Source organism: Leisingera sp., assembly GCF_034669605.1.
GTDB lineage: Bacteria > Pseudomonadota > Alphaproteobacteria > Rhodobacterales > Rhodobacteraceae > Leisingera.
The window spans coordinates 1-21766 of sequence record NZ_JAXMOX010000005.1 but is presented as its reverse complement, the minus strand read 5'-3'; the positions used below and the strand labels follow the sequence as shown (position 1 = coordinate 21766).

The window sequence follows — 21766 nt, the reverse complement described above, 5'->3', positions numbered from 1 at the left end:
ATGCGCCGCCCTGTCAAAGCTCCCATTGGCGTGCTGCGCCTGCCTCTGTTTCTGCTGATCTGGGGCATTGCCTCGCTGGCGATGTGGCTGCCGGCCGTTCATGCGCTGGTGCTGGACGACCATCATACTTCGCGCAGTTTTTTCTATGCCGGTATTGCCGGGCTTATTCTGGTGGTGCTGATCGGCCTGTCGATGGGCAACCGGGTCCCGCGCTACGGGATGCCTGGGCAATTGCTTTCGCTGCTGGCAACCTTCACCGTGCTGCCGTTGTTTCTGGCGGTGCCGGTTCAGGATGCGCTGGTCAGCACCAGGTTTTTGAACGCCTATTTCGATATGGTCAGCGCCATCACCACCACCGGCGCCGACGTTTGGGGCGACCCGGGGCGGCTGCCGCCCAGCGTGCATCTGTGGCGGGCGCTTGTCGGCTGGCTTGGCGGGCTTTTGATGTGGGTGGCCGCGTCAGCGGTGCTGGCGCCAATGTCATTGGGCGGGTTTGAAGTCACGGCCAAAGGGGAACCCGGCGGCGGCATGGCCGGTCCATTGCATATGGAACGGGCAGACCCCCGCCGTCAGCTGGTACTGGTCACCCGCACCTTGGCGCCGGTTTATGCCGGTTTGACGCTTGTACTGTGGCTTTTGCTGATGATCACCGGCGAGCAGGCACTGGCCGGTCTCAGCCATGCGATGTCTGTCATGGCGACCTCGGGGATATCTGCGACTGGTGGCGTCGAGAACGCCGCCAGCGGTCTGGCGGGCGAAATGGTGATGTTCCTGTTCATGCTGTTCGCGTTGTCGCGGCTGACCTTTTCCAGTGACACAGTCACCGCAGGGGAGGGGCGGCTGGACAAAGACCCTGAGTTCCGAACCGGGCTGTTGATCGTCTTTGGAGTGCCGCTGCTGCTGTTCCTGCGCCACTGGGTGGCCGCCTACGAAGTGGACGCCGGTCAAGATCTGCTGCAAGCCTTGCGGGCGCTATGGGGCACCGTGTTTACGGTGCTGTCGTTCCTGTCGACAACCGGTTTTGAAAGCGCTCATTGGGAAGCCGCCCAGGCCTGGTCGGGGCTGGAAACGCCGGGGATGATCCTTCTGGGGCTGGCGGTGTTCGGCGGCGGCGTCGCCACCACTGCGGGCGGGGTCAAACTGCTGCGGGTCTATGCGCTTTACCTCAACGGGCTGCGCGAAATGGAGCGTCTGGTGCATCCCAGCTCGGTGAGCGGTGAAGGCAACCGCACGAAACGGCTGCAAAAGAACGGGGCGTTTGTGGCTTGGGTGTTTTTCATGCTTTTTGCCCTGTCGCTGGCCGTGGTCAGCACTGCACTGGCCGCGGTCGGCTCGGATTTTGAGCAATCTCTGGTGCTTGCGGTTGCCGCGCTGTCGACCACCGGCCCGCTGGCCGAAGCGGCCGGCAGCACGCCGATTGTTCTGAACCTGCTGACAGCGCCGGCCAAGCTAATCTTGTGCATTGCGATGGTGCTGGGACGTCTGGAGACGCTGGCGTTCATCGCGCTGTTGTCGCCCAACCTCTGGCGCAGCTGATCGCTGTTCAGGGGGAATGGTGTTTTTCGGGTGGAAACTTGCAATTTCTCCGTTCATAGTGAACTTAATGTGCGCGCTGGTCCGCGGCGCGCGGCAAGAACAAAGGCGAGATAATAAAAATGGCTTCGGACAGACAGAATCTTCAGGATGCCTTCCTGAATCACGTTCGCAAAACCAAGGTTCCGGTTACAATCTTTCTGATCAACGGGGTCAAACTGCAGGGTGTGATCACCTGGTTCGACAATTTCTGCGTGCTGCTGCGCCGCGACGGACAGTCGCAGCTGGTCTACAAACACGCGATTTCGACTATCATGCCTGCCCAGCCGATCAGTCTCTATGAGGGTGAAGACTCCAATTGATGGAGCATGAATGGACGCGCACCCGTGCCTGGGTGCTGCATCCGGAAATCAAATCCGACAGCGGGCGCCGCGAGGCGGCTCCTGCGCTTGAGGAGGCCATTGCGCTGGCAGCGGCCTTGCCCGATCTTGATGTGATCGGTTCCAATGTGGTGCGCCTGCCCAAGGCGCACGCGGGGATGCTGTTCGGCTCTGGCAAGATCGAAGAGCTGGCAGGAATCCTGAAGGCGAATGAGGTGGAACTGGTCCTGATTGACGGGTCGGTGTCGCCGGTGCAGCAGCGCAATCTGGAGAAAGCCTGGAAGGTCAAGATCCTCGACCGGACCGGGTTGATCCTCGAGATATTCTCGGACCGTGCGGCCACCCGAGAAGGTGTATTGCAGGTCGAAATGGCGGCGCTCAGCTATCAGCGGACCCGGCTGGTGCGGGCCTGGACCCACCTGGAGCGCCAGCGCGGCGGATTGGGATTTGTCGGCGGACCCGGCGAAACCCAGATCGAGGCCGACCGCCGTGCCATCGACGACCAGTTGGTGCGCCTGCGGCGGCAGCTCGATAAGGTGGTGAAGACCCGGACGCTGCACCGTGCCTCGCGGGCCAAGGTGCCCTATCCGATTGTGGCTTTGGTGGGCTATACCAACGCTGGAAAATCGACGCTCTTCAACCGTCTGACCGGGGCCGAAGTGATGGCCAAGGACATGCTCTTTGCCACGCTTGATCCGACCATGCGACGGGTGCAGATCCCGGACGGACCCGAAGTGATCCTGTCCGATACAGTGGGGTTTATCTCGGACCTGCCGACCGAACTGGTGGCTGCCTTCCGTGCGACGCTGGAGGAGGTTCTGGCTGCGGATGTGATTCTGCATGTGCGCGACATCAGCCATGATGAAAGCAAGCAGCAGGCTGCGGATGTCGAGGCAATCCTGGCCTCATTGGGGGTGGATGAGAACCGCGCCCGGATCGAGGTCTGGAACAAGCTGGACCAGTTGCCCGCAGAAGACGCCGAAGCCCGCCGCCAGCGTGCGGAACGTGAGGATGGCATCCACGCAATCTCGGCCCTGACGGGTGAGGGGCTGGATGGCTTGCTGGCCGATATCGCAGAGCAGCTTCAGGGCGTGCGGCACGAGGAGTTGTTGAACCTCACCTTTGCCGAGGGCAAGCAGCGGGCCTGGTTGTTCAGCGAGGATCTGGTTCAGAGCGAAGAACAGACCGAAACCGGTTTTGACATCACCGTGCTGTGGACCGACCGGCAAAAGGCCAAATTCGAAAGACTGTGAACCATTGGGTCATGCGAGAACGGAAAAGGGCGCCGCAGCGCCCTTTTTTATTGCCTTGGAGTGATCCGGGTGATGCCGCCGGCTGCGGCGCGGGCCAGATCCTCGTCCAGCGACATCGGGATGTATTCGCCGCGGCGCCACAGCTGGGCCATGTCATCATAGTATCGCGACAGGGGATGGCCGGACTGGCCGGTTGAAACGATAAAGACGGAACTGTCGGGGTCGGCGAAATCATAGACCCCGCGGTAGCCGGCGGAATGGGTGTTCTGAAAAGGACCGGGGTCCCTGCCTGAACTTTTACCGCGCTGCAGGGTGTTGCCGCTGCCGCTGGTGGACTGGCGGATGTTCACGAAATAGCGCAGCATCGGGACCTCGCCTAGAACCGGGTGGTCCTGTGCAGCCTGATGGGCATCGCCCCAGCGCAGCGATTCCAGCGCGTCACCATAGCGTTCCTCGATCCAGGTCAGTGCATCATCCAGTGCCAGCCGGGCCATTTCGGTGCAGTTTTCCTGCGGTGCGCTATGGCGCACATTGCACCAAACGGCAGCGCCCTCAACGTCGCGGTAGACCCGTTCAATAAACAACGGCTCAACATGGCGAAAGGATTTAGCCACCGGTCCCAGCTCGTCGGTAATCAGACGGGTCTGCAGCGCCCGCAGCCAGGCGGCATATATCAGCGGTTCCGGCAGATGCTCGTTCATCTCGCCGTTCCATTCCGACAGCAGGGTCAGGGCAATCTGGCGCTGGCGCTCGCGGGTGCCGGAGGGCGCGGCCTCGCCGGTGAACCACAGGTCGGCTCCGACCAGCGGCAAAAGTGTGCGGGCGGTGTAGGAAACAGTGTCCAGCTGCGCCTCGATGAAACTGTCGCGGGTATGCACCTCGCGGTTCTGCATCAGCTTTTGCCAACGGTGAATGCGCTGGGTGTCGCCCCAGTCAAAGGAGACATGGTTCGGGAAAGGCCGGTCCAGGATCTTGTTGTTGGTATTGCCCAGAATACCGCCTGCGGGGCTGATGAATTCCGGGTTATCCGCATAAGGCGCGCGGCCCTGCCAGCGGTTCTCCGGGCGCCAGCCCTGGCTTGGCATCCGGCCTTTGCTTTGGTGCGCGGCGTCTCGCACCGGAAAGGCGCCGACGGTCTTCAGCGCAATTGTATCCTGATCCGCCAGTGTCAGGTTTTGCGAAGGGGCGACAAAGCCTTCTCCGGCTATGATTGCGTCCTGCACTGTGGTGCTGCGCATCAAGCCGATGGCGGCGCTCATCGAGGTATCCTTGGGGCTGAGCACAGTCCAGCTGAGCGACACCACATGGCCGGGCGGGGTGATCTCGGCCAGTTTGAACATCGAACCGGGAAGCACCGGCCCGTTGTCGGTCCAGCGCAGGGTCAGGGTGACCGGGGCCTTGTCCTTGATCTTGATGATCGAGGGGCGGGAGATGAACTTCTTGTAGCCGTCAACGCCGAGATATTCCTGGGGGTTTTCCGGGTTCAACCGCTCAATGAAAAGATCCTGGTCGTCGAGGTAAGAGGAGGTAACACCCCAGCCCAAAGCGTCCGACCGCCCGGTGATCACAGCCGGTATTCCGGGGATGGTGCCGCCAATCACTCCGCCGCTGCCCAGCTCCAGCCGGGCCAGATACCAGACCCCGGGAGCGGTTAGTTGCAGATGCGGGTCATTGGCCAGCAATGTGCCGCCCGCCGCTGAACGGCCAGGGGCAGCCGCCCAGGCATTCGAGGCCCCTGCCAGTCCGCGCGGCGCCACCGGGAACAACAGTTTGCCTTCCTCAGCAGGTGCGGCCAAGGCGGACTGCCGGACGCCGGGAACCAGAGCGGCATATTCCGGCAGTGCGGTCAGTCCCTTGCCGGGCGCATCCGGCAGGATGTCCTTGATCCGGGCGGTGTCATTCAGCGCCAGCGAGGTGCGGGCACGCAGGATCTCCTCCTTCATATGGCCGGAGAGCTGCAGCGCCATCAGCTTCATGACCGCGATACTGTCGGCAGGCTGCCAGGGAGCCACCGGCATGTTGAACAGGAACATTTCCGGTGCACCGCGGCCAAGCGCGTCTTCGTTGATTTCCAAAAGGCGGGCGTTGACCCCGGCGGCATATGCGCTCAGCGCGGCCATTGCTTCGGGGGATTGCACCGCCACAGATTGCTGCGCCAGGCGGTAGATATCCAGGCGGCGCAAGTAGGTATCGGTTTCCAGCGTGCGGGTGCCGAAGATTTCCGACAGGCGGCCCTGGGCGGTGCGCCGCATCACCGTCATCTGCCACAGGCGGTCCTGCGCATGGGCATAGCCAAGGCCAAAGTATACATCCTCGTCGCTGGCACCGAAACTGCCGAAAATATGCGGCACATTGGCGTTGTCGCGGACAATCTCGACGGGCGAGGAGAGGCCGGGCAGGGCAAGCTCCTTGTTATAATCTGGCAGCGATTGCGAAGCGAGGTAGTAGACCAGTGCTATGGCCAGAACGCTTACCAGAATCAGCCCCGCAGCAAGTCGCAGAAGCCAGCGGAAAAGATGTCCCATCAGCGTTTGTTTTCCCTTAGTTTTGTTGTGTCCAGCCACATGCCAGATTGCGCCCGGCGGCGGCGGTGTTAGGGTTGGCGCCAACATAAGCGAAGACAGATCAAGGGAAAAGCAGATGGCAAAAATCGCGTTTCTGGGGCTCGGCGTCATGGGCTATCCGATGGCCGGGCACCTGCAGGCCGCGGGCCATGAGGTTACCGTCTACAACCGCACCGAAGCCAAGGCCAAGGCTTGGGCCGCGGAGCATGGCGGCAAGTTCGGCGCCACACCGCGGGCGGCTGCGGTCGGGGCGGAATTTGTAATGGCCTGCGTTGGAAATGACGATGATCTGCGCTCGGTCTGCCTGGGGTCGGATGGCGCCTTTGCCGGAATGGGCGAAGATGCGGTGTTTGTTGATCACACGACGGTGTCGGAAACCGTGACCCGGGAACTGCATGGCGCCGCAAAGGAGAAGGGCGTGTTTTTTGTTGATGCACCGATTTCCGGTGGTCAGGCTGGGGCGGAGAACGGCGGGCTGTCAGTGATGTGCGGCGGGGACGAGGCCGCTTACGCCCGGGTTGAGCCGGTGATTGATGCCTACTCCAAAATCTGCCGCCGGATCGGCGGCAGCGGTGCGGGGCAGCTGACTAAGATGTGCAATCAGATTGCCATTGCCGGGCTGGTCCAGGGATTGAGCGAGGCGCTGCATTTTGCCGAGAAGGCCGGGTTGGACGGCCGCGCGGTGGTCGAGGTGATCAGCCAGGGCGCGGCGGGAAGCTGGCAGATGGCCAACCGCTATGAAACCATGCTGGACGATCATTTCGAGCACGGCTTTGCAGTGGACTGGATGCGCAAGGATCTGGGCATCTGCCTGGACGCCGCTGATGCGACCGGTGCCAGCCTGCCGGTGACGGCCCTGGTGGATCAGTTTTACAAGGACGTGCAGAAGATGGGCGGCGGGCGCTGGGACACCTCATCGCTGTTCAAGCGGTTGCGCAAGCTGGACTGAGAAACAAAGAAAATGGCCTTTCCTGAAGGAAAGGCCATGCCTCTGGCGGGAGTGTATCCGGTCAGAAAGAAGCGAAGGCCGTGCGCCCCCGCCTTTCGGGCCGGTCAGGGGATGATGCGGGTGTATTTGGTGCCTTCCAGCGTCGCGCCGACGCGCAGGCCGGCCTGGCCGAAGACCACTGCCAGAACTGGGGAGGTCAGGGTGTTTGTGTCGGCAGTCAGCGCATTGCCTTCATCTTTGATCACGTATTCCACATCTGCCCCTGCCGCCCAGCCGGTTGAGCGGCGGAAGGAGGCCAGCGCGTCCTGTGTCATGAAAAACAGCACATGGGCGTATTGCTGGGCGCCGATCTGCAGGCCGGCGTTGCCCTTGACGGTGGAGTAGTAATCCACCGTCACACCGTTGATCAGCAGCGCGCCACGGCCATAGGCGCCGCCAAAGACAAAGCCTGCCTCGGTGACCAGCGGCATCACCAGCATGCCTGTTGCCTTCTCGGCCAGGGTGCGGGTGTTGGGATACTGGCTGTACATCTGGTTCAGTGTTGCATCGACGCGGGCGTCGATCTTGGCGCCGTTGCTGTTGCCAACACCGTTGCCGCAGGCGGCGGTGACGCCGGCGCCGGCCAGGGCCGTCAGGGCAAAACCGCGGCGGGTCATGCGGGAAGAGGAAAAACTGCTCATTTTTCAGATGCCTGTAATGATTTGCTCCAAGGCCGGTATGCTCCGGCTCTGATCAAATGTATACGCGGAAAACCGCTGCCTGTCATCCGCTGCAAAGCGGATGGCGGCGGCTTCCCGCTGAACTGATCGCCTGCCGAGGCAATCGGCAATGTCAGCCGTTCAGCAGCCGGGCCGCAGCGGGTGCGAAATAGGTCAGCATGCCGTTGCAGCCCGCCCGTTTGAAAGCCATCAGGTTTTCCATCATCACCTTTTCGCCGTCGATCCAGCCGTTTTGCGCCGCGGCCTGGATCATCGCGGATTCGCCGGAGACCTGATAGGCATAGGTCGGCACGCCAAAGGCGGATTTCACCCGGTGGCAAATGTCCAGATAGGCGATGCCGGGCTTTACCATGACCATGTCGGCGCCCTCCATCAGGTCGCGCTCAACCAGCCGCAGCGCCTCGTCGCTGTTGGCCGGATCCATCTGATAGGTTTTCTTGTCGCCCTTCAGCGCACCGGCTGCGCCGACTGCATCACGGAACGGCCCATAGTAGCCAGAGGCGTATTTGGCCGAGTAGGAGAGGATCGCCACATTTTGGTGGCCTGCCTTTTCCAGGGCGCCGCGCATTGCCCCGATACGCCCGTCCATCATATCGGAGGGGCCGATGATATCGGCACCGGCATCCGCTTGGGCGAGGGCCATCTTGACCAGTGCCTCGACGGTGGCGTCATTGACGATTTCGCCGTCCACCACATAGCCGTCGTGGCCGTTGGTGTTATAGGGGTCCAGCGCCACGTCGGTCATCACCGCGATATCCGGCGCGGCATCCTTAATCGCGCGGATCGCGCGATTGGTCAGGTTATCCGGATTCCAAGCTTCGGCGCAGTCCTCGGTCTTGAGCGAGGCATCGGTATAAGGAAACAGGCAGATTGCCGAAATCCCCAGCGCTTGCGCCTCAACTGCGGCTTCGGCAATCTTGTCCACCGATCGGCGCACCACGCCGGGCATCGCAGCGATCGGTTCCTCGATACCTTCGCCGTCGCGGACAAACACCGGCCAGATGAATTCAGCGGGGGTCAGAGTGTTTTCCCGGACCAGGTCACGGATGGCTTGGCTGGCACGGGTGCGGCGCAGGCGGGCGGCGGGAAAAGGCGCGACGGTAGGCTTCATGGCGGTCTCTCGTTTTGGCTTGCCCATGGGTGGCATGGAAGCGCCCCCGGGAACAAGAGGCACAATCGCCGCGCCGGAAAACTTGTGCAGCAGGCAGGGCTTGCCTGCGCGCGCTTCCCGGTTGATATAGGGCCGGTTGACAAATTCCAGCCCGAAGACCTGCGGGCAGAACAGGGGGCTGGCGTGGATCTGCTTCATATTATCTATGAGATGATTGAGCTGCGGTCATTCTCCAACCTGTGGTACTGGATTGCACTGGCGGTGCTGTGGTCGACTGCCAGCCATTGGATCCTTGGGGTTCCCTATGACATGGTCCAGCGGGCGCAGCGCAACGGCGGCCAGGCGGAGCGCGATCTGGAGGATGTCGTTCGGGTCTATGTGACCCGTCTGCTGTACATTGCCGAGGTTTCAGGTCCATGGATTGTGGCGCTGTCCTGTTTCGTGATGTCGGGTCTGGCTGTGCTGGGTTTTGTATTCCTGCTGGAGATCGCCCAAGCGGTTTTCCTGCTGGTATTCCCTATGGCCGTGGTCGGGCTGATCAGCTTATTGACCGCGCGCCGGATCTCGCAGGAAGGTACCAAAGGCGAGGCTCTGCGCAAGCGATTGGCGTTCTGCCGGCTTTATGTGCAGCTCGTGGGCGTCATCTCCATAGTGGTCACCGCGTTTTGGGGCATGTAACAAAACCTGACCATCGGGGCATTCTAACTGGCGGGTTGTGACCCATTGAGGACACCTGGAAAGGATAAGGCATGGCACAGCGTGCAATCACCATGGGCGGCGCGCCTGAAGGGTTCGATGCCCGGCTGATCCTGAAGGAAGTGCAGAAATCCGGTGCGCCGGTTCTGCATGTGGCCCGCGACGACAAGCGGATGGAGGCATTGCGGTCTGCACTTGCCTTTTTCGCACCGGAGATGCCGGTGTTTGCCTTTCCGGGCTGGGATTGCCTGCCGTACGACCGGGTATCGCCGAATGCCGATATCTCGGCTGCACGGATGGCGACTCTGGCCGCCCTGGTGCACCAGATGCCCAAGCAGTTTGTGCTGCTGACCACGTTGAATGCTGCCAGCCAGCGGGTGCCAGCGCGCGAGGTGCTGCGCGAGGCGGCCTTTACTGCCCGCGTCGATCACCGGATTGACGAAGGGGCGCTGCGCAGTTTCCTGGTGCGTATGGGGTTCACCCAAAGCCCGACGGTGATGGAGCCGGGCGACTATGCGGTGCGCGGCGGTATCATCGATATCTTCCCGCCGGGTGAAAGCGGCCCGGTGCGGCTGGATCTGTTCGGCGATGTGCTGGATGGCGCGCGCCGGTTCGATCCAGCCACGCAACGGACCACCGAGAAACTGGACGTGGTGGAACTGGCACCGGTATCCGAAGTGATCCTGGACGAGGCGGCGATCACCCGGTTCCGGCAGAACTACCGGATCGAATTCGGCGCTGCGGGCACCGATGATCCGCTGTATGAAGCGGTCAGCGCTGGCCGCAAGCATCAGGGGATCGAGCACTGGCTGCCATTCTTCCATGAGAAGCTGGAAACCCTTTTTGACTACCTGCCGCAGGCGACCGTGACGCTGGACGACCAGGTAACACCGGCGCGGCTGGCGCGCTGGGACACAATCGAAGACCAGTTTGAAACCCGCAAACACGCAATGGCGCAAAAGGGGCGGATTGATACGGTTTACAAACCTACGCCCCCAGGATTGCTGTATCTGGATGATGCCGCCTGGGAGGCTGCTTCGGCAGAACACCGTGTGGTGCAATTGCACCCGCTGCCACAGGCCTCGGGACCAGGGACTGTGGACGCAGGCGGGCGGATCGGGCGCAATTTCGCACCCGAGCGGCAGCAAGAAAGCATAAGTCTTTTTGGTGCCTTGGCGTCCCATATCAAAGCACGGATGCAGGATGGGCCGGTTGTTATTGCCTCCTACTCCGAAGGCGCGCGGGAGCGTTTGACCGGACTGATTGAAGATGAAGGCCTGGCAGAAGCCATCCCGGTGATGGATGGAACGCGGATCGGAAAAAGCGGGTTGCATCTGGCGGTTTGGGCGCTGGAGCATGGGTTCGAGGCGCCGGACATGACGGTGATCTCGGAGCAGGATGTGCTGGGCGACCGGCTGATCCGGGCGCCGAGGAAACGCCGCAAGGCCGAGAACTTCCTGACCGAGACGCAATCTCTCAGCCCTGGCGATCTGGTGGTGCATGTGGACCACGGCATCGGTCGTTACAAGGGGCTGGAAGTGGTGACAGCTGCAGGTGCCGCGCATGAGTGCATTCTGCTGGAATATGCCGAAGCGTCCAAGCTGTACCTGCCGGTCGAAAACATCGAGCTGCTGTCCAAATACGGCCATGACGAAGGCCTGCTGGACCGGCTTGGCGGCGGTGCCTGGCAGGCGAAGAAGGCCAAGCTGAAGGAACGCATCCGCGAGATGGCGGACAAGCTGATCCGCATCGCTGCCGAACGCGCCCTGCGCAAGGCGCCGGTGATGGACCCGCCGCCGCACGCCTGGGAAGAGTTCTCAGCGCGATTCCCGTATCAGGAAACCGACGATCAGCTGCGCGCAATCGAAGACGTGATGGAAGACCTGCACTCCGGCCAGCCGATGGACCGGCTGATCTGCGGCGATGTTGGTTTTGGCAAGACCGAGGTGGCGATGCGGGCGGCCTTTGTCGCGGCGATGACCGGGCTGCAGGTGGCTGTGGTGGCGCCGACCACGCTGCTGGCACGGCAGCATGCCGCGTCCTTTGCAGAGCGTTTCCGCGGGTTTCCTTTGCAGGTCAGGCAGTTATCGCGGTTTATTTCCGCCAAGGAAGCCGGCAAGACCCGCGAAGGACTGGCAAAGGGAACCGTCGATATCGTTGTCGGCACCCACGCAGTCCTGGCCAAGAACATCAAGTTCCAGAACCTTGGGCTGCTGATCATTGACGAAGAACAGCACTTTGGCGTCGGCCACAAGGAACGGTTGAAACAGCTGCGCAGCGACATTCACGTGCTGACCCTGACCGCAACGCCGATTCCGCGGACGCTTCAACTGTCGCTGACCGGTGTTCGGGACTTGTCTATCATCGGCACCCCGCCGGTGGATCGTCTGGCGATCCGCACCTACGTCAGCGAATTCGACACCGTCACCGTCCGCGAGGCATTGCTGCGCGAGCACTACCGCGGCGGGCAAAGCTTCTATGTGGTGCCTCGGATCACCGACCTGCCGGATGTCGAGGCTTTCCTGCAGGCACAGTTGCCGGAGCTGTCCTATGTGGTGGCGCATGGGCAGATGGCAGCGGGCGAACTTGATGACCGTATGAACGCCTTTTATGACGGCAAGTACGACGTGCTGCTGGCGACAACGATCGTGGAAAGCGGCCTGGATATTCCTACCGCCAACACCATGGTGGTGCACCGCGCCGACATGTTCGGCCTCTCGCAGCTCTACCAGATCCGCGGCCGGGTGGGGCGGTCGAAAACCCGTGCTTACGCCTATCTGACGACCAAGCCGCGCCAGCGGCTGACACCGGCGGCCGAGAAGCGGCTGCGGGTTCTGGGCTCTCTGGACACGCTGGGCGCCGGCTTTACCTTGGCCTCGCAAGACCTTGATATCCGGGGCGCCGGTAACCTGTTGGGAGAGGAGCAGTCCGGCCAGATGCGCGATGTTGGCTATGAACTGTACCAATCCATGTTGGAGGAGGCGATCGCTAAAATCAAAGCGGGCGAGATGGAAGGTCTTTCAGATGCTGATGAGCAATGGGCGCCGCAGATCAACTTGGGCGTTCCGGTGCTGATCCCCGAGGACTATGTGCCGGACCTGGACGTGCGCCTGGGCCTCTACCGCCGCTTGTCGTCGCTTTCGACCAAGGTGGAGCTGGAAGGTTTTGCCGCTGAGCTGATCGACCGTTTCGGTAAGTTGCCCAAGGAAGTGAACACGCTGATGCTGGTGGTTCGGATCAAGGGAATGTGCAAGCGCGCAGGCATTGCCAAGATGGACGGCGGGCCAAAAGGCGCGACGATCCAGTTCCACAATGACAAATTCGCCTCACCGCAGGGGCTGGTGGAGTTCATCCAGAGCCAGGATGGTCTGGCTAAGGTCAAGGACAACAAAATTGTCATAAGGCGGGACTGGAGGAAGGACAGCGACAAGATCAAAGGGGCCTTTGCCATTGCCCGCGACCTGGCGGAGAAAGTCGTGGCGGAGAAGAAGAAGGCCAAGGCAATCGCGAAGGTTTGATACTTGGAACCAAGGAAATTCAAAATTCCTTGGTAAATTTCTTCGAAGAAATTTTGCTCAGCTGCAGCTGCAGGTCGGCTTCATGGGGGCATGGGCGTGAAAACAGGCCGCAGCTACCACGTGATCGGCGCGGGCAGGCGCCCTATCGGGTTTCTGCTTTATGCTGCGGATTTCAACAGGTTCGCAGCGGACCATCTGGCAATCATGCAATTCTTTCAGGCTCCGGATTTTGACCGGATGGATCGACGCGCGCGGCAGAGTGCCATCAATGCCCAGGTCAGCCCCAGGACTCATCATAGCGCTGGCATTCGACTGGCAGAATGTCCTGCGCGTTCTTCTTGGGGCAATTTCCATCTGCGCCGGGAACATCGCGCCGAAGATGTCGAAATGGCAGTTATTTTTGCAGTAGCCGGTTTGTCGCGTTTGAGCCAAAGCGGTGCTTGCTGCGAAGGGGAGAAGAGCGGGCAGGATTAGCTGCCGAGGGTTTGATCGTGCCCCATGACTAAACCTCTCCCATCGTCTGGAAGGGTCAGGCAGGGGCGCTGATCCGGGCGAGTTGGTTATTCGGCGGGCAATTGCGCCTCCGCCCGTGCCATTCGCAGCATCAGCAGGAACGCAAGCCCGGCCATTGTCAGCAACCCGGCGGCCAGCGGCAGCAGCGAACCGTCGAACAACAGGCCCACGGGGGCGGCAATTGCGGCGGCAAGAATAGTGGAGATCGCACCGATCACCGAGGCCGCCATGCCGGCGATATGGCCCATCGGCTCCATCGCAATGGCGTTGAGATTGCCAAGCGTGGTGCCCGCAAGAAAGAACACGCTGGTTTGCCATGCGACAAACAGGCCAAACAGAAGCGTTTCCGGCAGAGCCTGGCCGCTGAGCATCAGCATGATGGCGGAAATGCAGACCTGCGCAGCCAAAGACCAGGTCACGATCCTGCGCATGCCAACGCGGACAACGATGGCTGCGTTCAGCAGGCTGGCGGTTCCTGCCATCAAGGCCACAAACCCAAACCAGAAGGGGAAGCTGCCGGCACGGTCAAAGATCACGTCATAGACTTGCTGCACCATTGTCAGCATAGTGAACAGCATTCCGAGGCAAAGGGTCTGCACCAGGATCGACAGGCGCACGGCAGGATGGGCGAACATCTCTTTCACCGCGCCCAGAAGCAGCGGCAGACGAAAGGGACGGCGGTTCGCCAGTGCCAGGGTTTCCGGGAGGCGCAGACCCATCCACATCACGATGAGGATGGCGAAAACAGCAAAGGCCAGAAAGATACCGCGCCAGCTGGAAAACGCGATGATTCCTGCACCCAGCAACGGCGCAAAGGCGGGAACCAGCGTGAAGATCATCATTGCAATCGACATCAGCCGCGCCATTTCCCGGCCCGAATAAAGGTCACGCACAATGGCAATGCCAACCACCCGCGGCCCGGCGGCACCCAGCCCCATGACGACGCGGGAGGCCAGCAGAAGTTCCAGCGATTGCGCCTGCCAGGCAACGGCTGCTGCGACAATATACAGCGCTGCGCCGCCGGCAATGACCTGCTTGCGGCCAAAGGCATCGGACAGCGGACCGGTAAAGAATGTGCCGATCCCCATGCCCAGCACAAAGGAGGTCAGCACCAGCTGGGCACGGTTGATGTCATCGGGGCTTAGCGTCTGGCCGATTTCGGGCAGCGCGGGCAGCATCGCATCGATTGAAAAAGCAATTGTGGCAAACATCATCGCAATAAGCGCAATGAATTCAGCCTTGGCCATGCCATGGGCCGGAGAGTGAACCTGGGACTGAGACATTTGAATCCTCTAACAGCTCTTCAGATGGTTCCGGGGAACAAGGCCGGTCCGGGAGCTGTCCGGTTCCGCTAGCACGAATCTGTTTGCCGGACCAGCGCCCGGCTGCACAGGAAACTGTGCATTGTTGCGATGCTAAGTAGTTTCCGCGCGGTTATTCGGCCTCTGCGGCCTTCTGCTGCTGCAGGATGTCCTCAATTACCTGTTTCCACAGTTCCGGCGGCTGGGCGCCGGGCACGGCGTGCTGGCTTGCAACAATAAACGTCGGCACCGAACTTACCCCCATTTTACGGGAGTGGGCGTCGCGGTTCTGGATGGCCTGCACATCGCTGTCGCCTTGAAGCAGCCGCGCGGTGACGCCAGCCTCCATTCCAACCCCGCTTGCGATTTCCGTCAGAACCGCGTGGTCTCCAATGTCCTTGGCGTCAATGAAATAAGCTCTGAACAGGGCGTCTACCACTTGCGTCTGCTTGCCCTCAATCCCGGCCCAATGGATCAGCCGGTGCGCATCCAGTGTGTTGGGGGTGCGTGTCATCGCCTCTAAATTGATGGCGAGGCCGGCCTTTTCGGCGTGTTCCACCACTGGCGCATAAGCCTTCACCGCGCCGTCCTTGCCGCCGAATTTACGCTCCAGGTAGTCGCGCCGTGCCATGCCTTCACGCGGCATATCAGGGTTCAGCTGGAAAGGATGCCATTCGATGACAAAGGGATGATCGGGCACTTCGGCCAGTGCCTTGTCCAGATGGGTCTTACCGATATAGCACCAAGGGCAGATCGGGTCCGACAGGATGTCGAGCTTGACGTCGGGCATTGGGGTCATCCTTTGAACAGGGCGGGCAGGGCGCGGCGCAGCAGCTTGCCATTGGCACCCATAGGCAGGGCGTCCAAGTGAACGTAAGCGCGGGGCTGCTTGTAACGGGCCAGGCGCTGGGATGCAAAGGCCTGCAGCTGTTCCGGGATCAACTCTTCGGGACCGGTATAGAAGGCCGCGATGACATAGGTATCCGGCTTTACCTCAACTGCCGCGGCACCGGCCTGGGTGATGCCGGGATGGGCGGCAAGCGCGGTTTCAACTTCGATCGGCGAAACCCGGTAGCCGCCGGCGTTCATCATGTCGTCGGCACGGCCCAGATAGCGGATCTGGCCGTTCTCAGACATTGTGCCCTGATCACCGGTCAGGAACCAATCCCCCTGATAGCGGGCAGCGGTTTCTTCAGGCGCATTCAGATAGCCAAGCATCAGCCCCGGGTCCGAGCGGTGGATTGCGATGGTGCCTTCCTCCCCCATCGGAACCGGTCCGTCGCTGCCCAGTATGGCGGTTCTGCGGCCGGCTTGCGGCTGCCCGAGCGCGCCGTCCTGTGCAGGGCAGGACGGCGAAGAGGAAATGAAAGTGGAACATTCCGACATGCCGAAAGCCTCGAACAAGCCGCAGCCTGTTGCGGTCTCCCAAGCTGCGTGAAGATGGCGTGAAAGCTTTTCACCAGCGCAAAGCCCATGCCGCAAGTCCGGCAGATCGAGCGGGCCGGCGTGCAGGAATTTCCGGTAGACGCCGGGGGCGGCGGCAAAGAGGGTTGCCCGGTGGCGGTGCAACAGTGCGGGCAGGGCGGCTGGCGGGGTCCCAGGCTGCGGGATCAGCGCCGTTGCGCCTGCCGCCCAGGGGTCCAGCAGGCCGGTGCCCAGCGTGTAAGTCCAGTTGAAAGCGCCAGCATGCAGCAGCCGGTCGTCTGCTTTCAGACCGTACCAGCCCTCCACCATCATCTGCCGCGCCCAAACAGCCCGGTGTGCGTGGGCGACGGCGCGCGGATTTCCGCTGGTGCCGGAAGTGTAGACCACATAGGCGAGCCGCTCCGGGTCCACAAAAGCGTATTCACAGGGAGGCAGCCGGTGCATTTCCAGCAAGCTGGCGCTGCTGATTTGCAGCGGGTGACTCGCACAAGCCACAGCAGGGTCGCGCAGAACTGCAGCCGGGTTCAGATCGGCGATCATCCGGGCGGTTTCGGGCGCTGTCAGCTGGGCTGAGGTCGGAACCGGCACCAGCCCGGCCGCAATGGCGCCGAGATAGGCAATCGGAAACTCCACCGTGTTCCCCAGCCGCATCAGCACGATGTCTCCGGGTTTCAGCCCTGCCTTGAGCAGCCCGGTCCCGGTGCCGCGTACGGCGGATTCAAGCCGGGCGTATGTCCAAACTTCGCTGCCATCGCCTTGCAGAACCGACAACGCGGGTTTATCCGCCAGCCGCCGGGCATGGCGCAGCACATGGGCCGCGAGATTGAAGGGTGCGGGGCAGGGCGCAAAGGGTCCCTGATCAAAAACAGACAGCATGGCAATTGGGTACCCTGCACCGTCCTGCGTTGCAAGCTGCGCCGGTGCGGCTTATAGAGTGGCTATGACTGACCGTGACCCGAAATCCCTGATTACCATCGCCCGTGCAAACGGCGGAGATGACGAAGCAGAGCCATTGGACTTGGGGGCACGCGTGCGCGAACTGCGCAAGGCGAGGGATTGGACACTGGAGCATGCAGCCAATCAGGCCGGGCTGGCGCGTTCGACCCTGTCCAAGATCGAAAATGGCCAGATGTCACCGACATATGAGGCGCTTAAGAAGCTGGCTGTGGGCTTGCAGATCTCGGTGCCCCAGCTGTTTACCCAGCCGCAGCGCGATCAGGTGAATGGGCGGATGACGGTGACCAAATCGGGGGACGGTTCGGCCCATGCCACCGCGACATATGAACACGAGCTGCTGGCGGACGGTCTGTCGCGCAAGCAGATGCTGCCTTACAGGGCGCGGGTGCGGGCACGGTCGCTGGATGAATTTGACGGCTGGGTGCGCCATGATGGCGAGGAATTCCTGTATGTGCTGACCGGGGTGGTCAAGCTTTATACGGAGTTTTATGAGCCGATCGAAATGCGCCGCGGGGACAGCGCCTATTACGACGCGGCCATGGGGCACAATGTCATATCCGTCAGCCCTGAAGACGCAATGATCCTTTGGGTGACGTCGCTGGTTTGATTCCGGGACCTGAAACAGGGGCTGTGCTGCTAATGCGGCCGCCCGTCCAGTTCTCTCAGCAGACTTTCGATATAGAGAAAATCGTCCACTTCCTCCCTGGCTTCGTTCAGGGTGAGGTGATGGGTGCGGGCCAGATAAGCAACAAATCTTTCCCGGTCATCCACAAGTGACGGCGCGTTGCTGGCTTTCAGATGCGGAAAGCGCTGTTTGATGCGGGGCATCCTGTCAATCCAGCTGGCAGCTGCTGTCTGTACAGGCATTGGGGGGGCCTCCCTGACAAACGGATTTGGGTTGTTGGACCCTCATGCTAGCATTTTTCAAGCTTTGTGTAACGGCGGCCGCGGGGCATCAGCCCGGGGCCGCCGCATTCAGCGGAATTCCGCCAATGATCAACCCCGTGTAAACAGCCGAGGCAGAGTGATGTGGCCAATGCCCATCACGTACACCTGTATGGCAATGAACATCGGGATATCGCCCGGATAGATGCCTGCAAAGGTATCGCTGAAGCCGCGCGCGATGGTCACCGCCGGGCTGGCAAAGCTGGTGGAAGAGGTGAACCAGTAAGCCCCGGTGATATAGAGGCCGACCAGCGCGGACACCGCCTTGAGACGTGACCGCAGCCCGCCGAAAATCACGAACAGCAGGCCGAAAGCGGCCAGGATTTCGGAAAACCACTGAGCTGTTCTGCTGCGGAGCATGGTTGCGGATCTTTGCAAAATTGCAAGATCAAACATGATGTGGCAGGCCCAGCCCCCAGGATGCCACCAATGATCTGCACTCCGATATAGGGTGTTGCCGCGCTCCAGGATGGTCGCCACGCTACGCAAAGGCGAGCGTCACCGCCGGATCCCGGAAACCGGCCCCAGCGTGGTGATGATTGCATAGAGCATGCAGCCGGTGGCCATTAGATTGGCCAGCAGTTTCTGCCCGGTCACACGATCTCTCCTATCCGTTTGAACTGCTGTGTCAATTCGGCTGCGCCCGGCCGTGTTGTTCCAGCAGGAGGGAGCGGGCAGAGTTGCCCGCGCAGAGGAACAGGATGTTCAACGGGCGCTCACCCGATGGCATGGTCGGTCCTTTACTCGTTACAGAACTGCAGAAATCGGGTTGGTTCTGGCAGCACCCGGACAGCAGGTCATCAGCAAACGGAACAGGACCAGGCGGTTTGGATGCGCCAGAGCACTGAGTTTATCCGTGATATTAAGTTACATATTTCGCAAAATGTGGAATTAGTTGCCGTAAGTCAATTGCTCTGGCCGCAAGCTGCCGCTGGCCGGCGCGTCAGTCTGTCTGATACCACCAGACATCCGGCATGAACTCTGTCCGGTCGCCGTAAATCGGCAGATATTCCGGGAACCGCATTTCCTTGACATGGGCGATCCGCCCCGCATCGAACCGCCAGAAAGGAATGACATAGCGGCCTGCGGTTAAAACCCGGTCCAGCGCCCGCACCGCGGCTGTGAAGTCGTCCGGCTCCGACGCGGTTAGCATGGCATCGATCATCGCTTCAGCCGCCGGGCTGTCCATGCCCATCAGATTGCGGCTGCCGGGCTGGCTGACACCGTCGCTGCCCCAGTAATAGCGCTGCTCGTTTCCGGGGCTCAGCGACAACTCCAGGCGGTAGCGGGTTAGGTCGAAATCATAGGCATTCTGGCGTTCGACATATTGTGCATTGTCGACGGTTTCCGCCGTCAGCGAGATTCCCAGTCGCTCAAGTGCGCGGGCATAGATTTCAGTGATGGTTTTCATCTCACCGTCGCCCTGGCGGATTAAAACCGTGAAGTTTAATGCCGCACCATCGTTATTGCGCAGCACGCCATCGGTGACGCTCCAACCCGCGTCGGCCAGCAGTTTCATTGCTTTGCGCAGGTTTTTGCGGTTTCGCTTGGTGCCGTCTCCCTGTGGCAATGCGTAGCCATCCAGTGTGCCGGGCAGCAGCGTGTCTGCAAAGGGTTCCAACAGTGTTTGAACTTTGCTGGCAGCTGGGCCGGGCTGCATGCCAAGTTCGGACCCCGAGAAATATGAGGTGATCCGCGGTTGCACGCCGCCTGTCACTGTGCCGTTGATATATTCGAAATTGAACGCCAGTAGCAGCGCCTCGCGCACGCGCCAATCGTTCAGCGGGGCACGGCGGCTGTTCATCACCAACCCGGTCATGCCCGAAGGGCGCTGATGCGGTATTTCGCTTTTGACCACATCGCCGCGGGTCACGGCAGGAAAGTTGTAGACGCTGTCCCATTTGTCGGCGTTGAATTCCCGCACCGCACTCAGCTCGCCTGCCTTGAAGGCTTCAAACAGCACGGTTGCGTCGCCAAAGAAATCCAGGCGCATTTCGTCAAAGTTCCGGGTGCCGCGGTGCAGTGGCAAATCCTTGCCCCAGTAATCCGGATCCCGGGCCAGGGTTATAAAGCGGCCGGGTTCAAAATTCTTGACCACATAGGCGCCGGTGCCGATCGGCGCGCCGGGCAGTGCATCCGTGCCGAAGTCCTTGTCCTGCCACTGCGCCTTCTTGAGGATCGGACGCATTCCTGCGATCAGCGCCAGCTCGCGGTCTATCGTGTTGAACGTCAGCCGCAGGCTGCGCGGCCCGGTCTGTTCCATCCGCTCGACCTTGGTCCAGAAACCTCGGTAGCGCGGGTGGCCTTTGGTGCCCAAAGTTTCATACGACCAGAGCACATCTTCGACGGTCACCGGACTGCCATCGGAGAATCGCGCCTTCTCCCGCAGGGTGAATTCGACCCAGGAGCGGTCCTCGGGCACCTCAATCGATTCGGCTAAAAGACCATAAAGCGTGAACGGCTCATCCCAGGAGCGGCCCATCAGGCTCTCGTATCCCCAGAACCTCAGCTGCCACGGCGCGGTCCCTTTAAGGGTGAACGGGTTCAGCGTGTCAAAGCCGCCGGTGTTGCCGAAAACCACCTTGCCGCCTTTGGGGGCATTCGGGTTGGCATAGGGTAAAGACACAAAATCCGGTGGCAGGGCGGGTGCGCCATACATAGCTATGCCATGACCCGATTCTGCCTGCGCAAAGTTCGCAGCAAAAGCCAAGGTGATTCCGGTCAGTGCCGTACGGAGCTTGACGAAATTTTCTATACACAGTTTCACAACAATCCCGCTCTGCCCTTATTTTCTTGCTTCCGCACGCTACGTGCGCTTTTTCGTCTTTTCAAACTTTTAGCTTGGACGAAAGCCGGAAATTGCTTATAAAGGGGTCACTGCTCGATAGGTTTCTTGCCTGTATGAAACCTGCCTCAATAACTAACGCCCGCCTTGTGCGGGCGTTTTTTTTCGGACAGTTCCACACCACCTCTGAAGGGAAATGCCCCCGCGTTGCAAGGGACGATCCGTAGTCTTACGCGTTTCTTTTGCATCTGCAGCATGGCACAGTGGCGGCAGTTTCATTCAGCCGAGGGAAAGATGCCGATGTCCTTGCAAGGGAAGACCGCCGTTATCACCGGATCGAATTCAGGTATTGGCCTGGGGGTTGCACGCGAACTGGCGCGGGCTGGGGCTGATGTGGTGCTGAATTCATTCACCGACCGGGAAGAGGATCACGCCCTGGCGGCAGACATCGCCCGTGAATTCAGCGTCAACGCCCGGTACATCCAGGCCGATATGTCCAAAGGGGCCGATTGCCGGGCGCTGATTGAGAAGGCCGGCGTTTGCGATATTCTGGTGAACAACGCCGGCATCCAGCACGTGGCGCCGATCGATGCGTTCCCGCAGGACAAATGGGACGCGATCATCGCGATCAACATGAACTCGAATTTCCATACCATGGCGGCGGCCTTGCCCGGAATGCGCGCGGCGGGCTGGGGGCGGATCGTCAATATCGCCTCAGCGCACGGGCTGACTGCCTCGCCGTTTAAGGCGGCCTATGTGGCAGCCAAGCACGGGGTCGTCGGCATGACCAAGACAGTGGCGCTGGAAACAGCGGAGGAGCCAATTACATGCAATGCGATTTGCCCGGGCTATGTGCTGACGCCGCTGGTGGAGGCGCAAATTCCGGACACCATGGAAAAATACAACATGGGCCGGGACGAGGTGATCAAGAAGGTGATGCTCGAACGCCAGCCGAGCCGCGAGTTTGCGACTGTGGAGCAATTGGGTGGCACCACGGTGTTCTTGTGTTCCGATGCCGCAGCGCAAATTACCGGCACGACGCTGAGTGTCGATGGCGGCTGGACGGCGCTGTAGGCGTCGCCTGGAAGCGGCGGGAGGGGCCGGCCCCCAATGCCGC

The 21766-nt window shown here is 61.1% G+C and carries 17 protein-coding genes and 1 pseudogene; 9 read left to right on the top strand and 9 right to left on the bottom strand.

Annotated elements, in window-relative coordinates:
- From VOI29_RS01190 to hflX, 3 genes are all read left to right on the top strand, one after another.
- Window positions 1–1536: a TrkH family potassium uptake protein gene (locus VOI29_RS01190; RefSeq protein WP_323775632.1), complete on the top strand. Its 1536-nt coding sequence runs from the start codon at window positions 1–3 to the stop codon at window positions 1534–1536.
- A 119-nt stretch (window positions 1537–1655) separates the two neighbouring features.
- Complete coding sequence (hfq, locus tag VOI29_RS01185) at window positions 1656–1895, top strand: RNA chaperone Hfq (protein WP_005611588.1); 240 nt, start codon at window positions 1656–1658, stop codon at window positions 1893–1895.
- Window positions 1895–3166 (top strand): GTPase HflX, encoded by a 1272-nt coding sequence (hflX, locus tag VOI29_RS01180; protein ID WP_323775631.1) that lies wholly within the window; start codon window positions 1895–1897, stop codon window positions 3164–3166. Before hfq ends, hflX begins: the two co-directional genes overlap by 1 nt.
- A gap of 47 nt (window positions 3167–3213) precedes the next feature.
- Here the strand turns inward: hflX and VOI29_RS01175 are convergent, their stop codons facing one another.
- On the bottom strand, window positions 3214–5691 hold the full coding sequence (locus tag VOI29_RS01175) for a penicillin acylase family protein (protein ID WP_323775630.1): 2478 nt from the start codon (window positions 5689–5691) through the stop codon (window positions 3214–3216).
- A gap of 115 nt (window positions 5692–5806) precedes the next feature.
- Between VOI29_RS01175 and VOI29_RS01170 the strand changes: the two genes are divergently transcribed.
- A complete protein-coding gene (locus tag VOI29_RS01170) occupies window positions 5807–6679 on the top strand; it encodes an NAD(P)-dependent oxidoreductase (protein ID WP_323775629.1) in 873 nt (290 codons plus the stop codon).
- 104 nt (window positions 6680–6783) lie between these two features.
- Here the strand turns inward: VOI29_RS01170 and VOI29_RS01165 are convergent, their stop codons facing one another.
- Together VOI29_RS01165 and hemB are read right to left on the bottom strand one after the other, a co-directional pair.
- A complete protein-coding gene (locus VOI29_RS01165; protein WP_323775628.1) occupies window positions 6784–7359 on the bottom strand; it encodes a YSC84-related protein in 576 nt (191 codons plus the stop codon).
- 151 nt (window positions 7360–7510) lie between these two features.
- Window positions 7511–8509: a porphobilinogen synthase gene (gene hemB / locus VOI29_RS01160; RefSeq protein ID WP_323775658.1), complete on the bottom strand. Its 999-nt coding sequence runs from the start codon at window positions 8507–8509 to the stop codon at window positions 7511–7513.
- Between the two features lie 183 nt (window positions 8510–8692).
- On the opposite strand from hemB, the gene VOI29_RS01155 reads away from it, so the two are divergent.
- The 3 genes from VOI29_RS01155 (at window position 8693) to VOI29_RS01145 (ending at window position 13197) form a co-directional block, all read left to right on the top strand.
- Window positions 8693–9187 carry a component of SufBCD complex gene (locus tag VOI29_RS01155; protein WP_323775627.1) on the top strand — a complete coding sequence of 165 codons (495 nt, stop codon included), beginning with the start codon at window positions 8693–8695 and terminating at the stop codon, window positions 9185–9187.
- A 71-nt stretch (window positions 9188–9258) separates the two neighbouring features.
- Window positions 9259–12723 carry a transcription-repair coupling factor gene (mfd, locus tag VOI29_RS01150; RefSeq protein ID WP_323775626.1) on the top strand — a complete coding sequence of 1155 codons (3465 nt, stop codon included), beginning with the start codon at window positions 9259–9261 and terminating at the stop codon, window positions 12721–12723.
- 90 nt (window positions 12724–12813) lie between these two features.
- Window positions 12814–13197, top strand: a complete 384-nt coding sequence (locus tag VOI29_RS01145) for a hypothetical protein (RefSeq protein WP_323775625.1) — start codon at window positions 12814–12816, stop codon at window positions 13195–13197.
- An 86-nt stretch (window positions 13198–13283) separates the two neighbouring features.
- Here the strand turns inward: VOI29_RS01145 and VOI29_RS01140 are convergent, their stop codons facing one another.
- The 3 genes from VOI29_RS01140 to VOI29_RS01130 form a co-directional block, all read right to left on the bottom strand.
- Window positions 13284–14519, bottom strand: a complete 1236-nt coding sequence (locus VOI29_RS01140) for an MFS transporter (RefSeq protein ID WP_323775624.1) — start codon at window positions 14517–14519, stop codon at window positions 13284–13286.
- 151 nt (window positions 14520–14670) lie between these two features.
- Entirely contained in the window at window positions 14671–15327 is a 657-nt protein-coding gene (locus tag VOI29_RS01135; RefSeq protein WP_323775623.1) for a DsbA family oxidoreductase, read from the bottom strand.
- A 5-nt stretch (window positions 15328–15332) separates the two neighbouring features.
- Window positions 15333–16838: a class I adenylate-forming enzyme family protein gene (locus VOI29_RS01130; RefSeq protein ID WP_323775622.1), complete on the bottom strand. Its 1506-nt coding sequence runs from the start codon at window positions 16836–16838 to the stop codon at window positions 15333–15335.
- A 64-nt stretch (window positions 16839–16902) separates the two neighbouring features.
- On the opposite strand from VOI29_RS01130, the gene VOI29_RS01125 reads away from it, so the two are divergent.
- Window positions 16903–17526 carry an XRE family transcriptional regulator gene (locus VOI29_RS01125; protein WP_323775621.1) on the top strand — a complete coding sequence of 208 codons (624 nt, stop codon included), beginning with the start codon at window positions 16903–16905 and terminating at the stop codon, window positions 17524–17526.
- Window positions 17527–17555: 29 nt separating this feature from the next.
- Here VOI29_RS01125 and VOI29_RS01120 read toward each other — a convergent pair whose 3' ends face one another.
- The 3 genes and pseudogenes from VOI29_RS01120 to VOI29_RS01110 all read right to left on the bottom strand — a co-directional run bounded on the left by VOI29_RS01120 (window position 17556) and on the right by VOI29_RS01110 (window position 20523).
- A complete protein-coding gene (locus tag VOI29_RS01120; protein WP_323775620.1) occupies window positions 17556–17786 on the bottom strand; it encodes a hypothetical protein in 231 nt (76 codons plus the stop codon).
- Between the two features lie 129 nt (window positions 17787–17915).
- Window positions 17916–18446 (bottom strand): annotated as a pseudogene (locus tag VOI29_RS01115) (aquaporin); the annotation flags it as partial.
- A 361-nt stretch (window positions 18447–18807) separates the two neighbouring features.
- A complete protein-coding gene (locus VOI29_RS01110; RefSeq protein ID WP_323775619.1) occupies window positions 18808–20523 on the bottom strand; it encodes an extracellular solute-binding protein in 1716 nt (571 codons plus the stop codon).
- Window positions 20524–20949: 426 nt separating this feature from the next.
- Between VOI29_RS01110 and VOI29_RS01105 the strand changes: the two genes are divergently transcribed.
- Window positions 20950–21723, top strand: a complete 774-nt coding sequence (locus VOI29_RS01105; protein ID WP_323775618.1) for a 3-hydroxybutyrate dehydrogenase — start codon at window positions 20950–20952, stop codon at window positions 21721–21723.
- The last annotated feature ends 43 nt before the right edge of the window (window positions 21724–21766 follow it).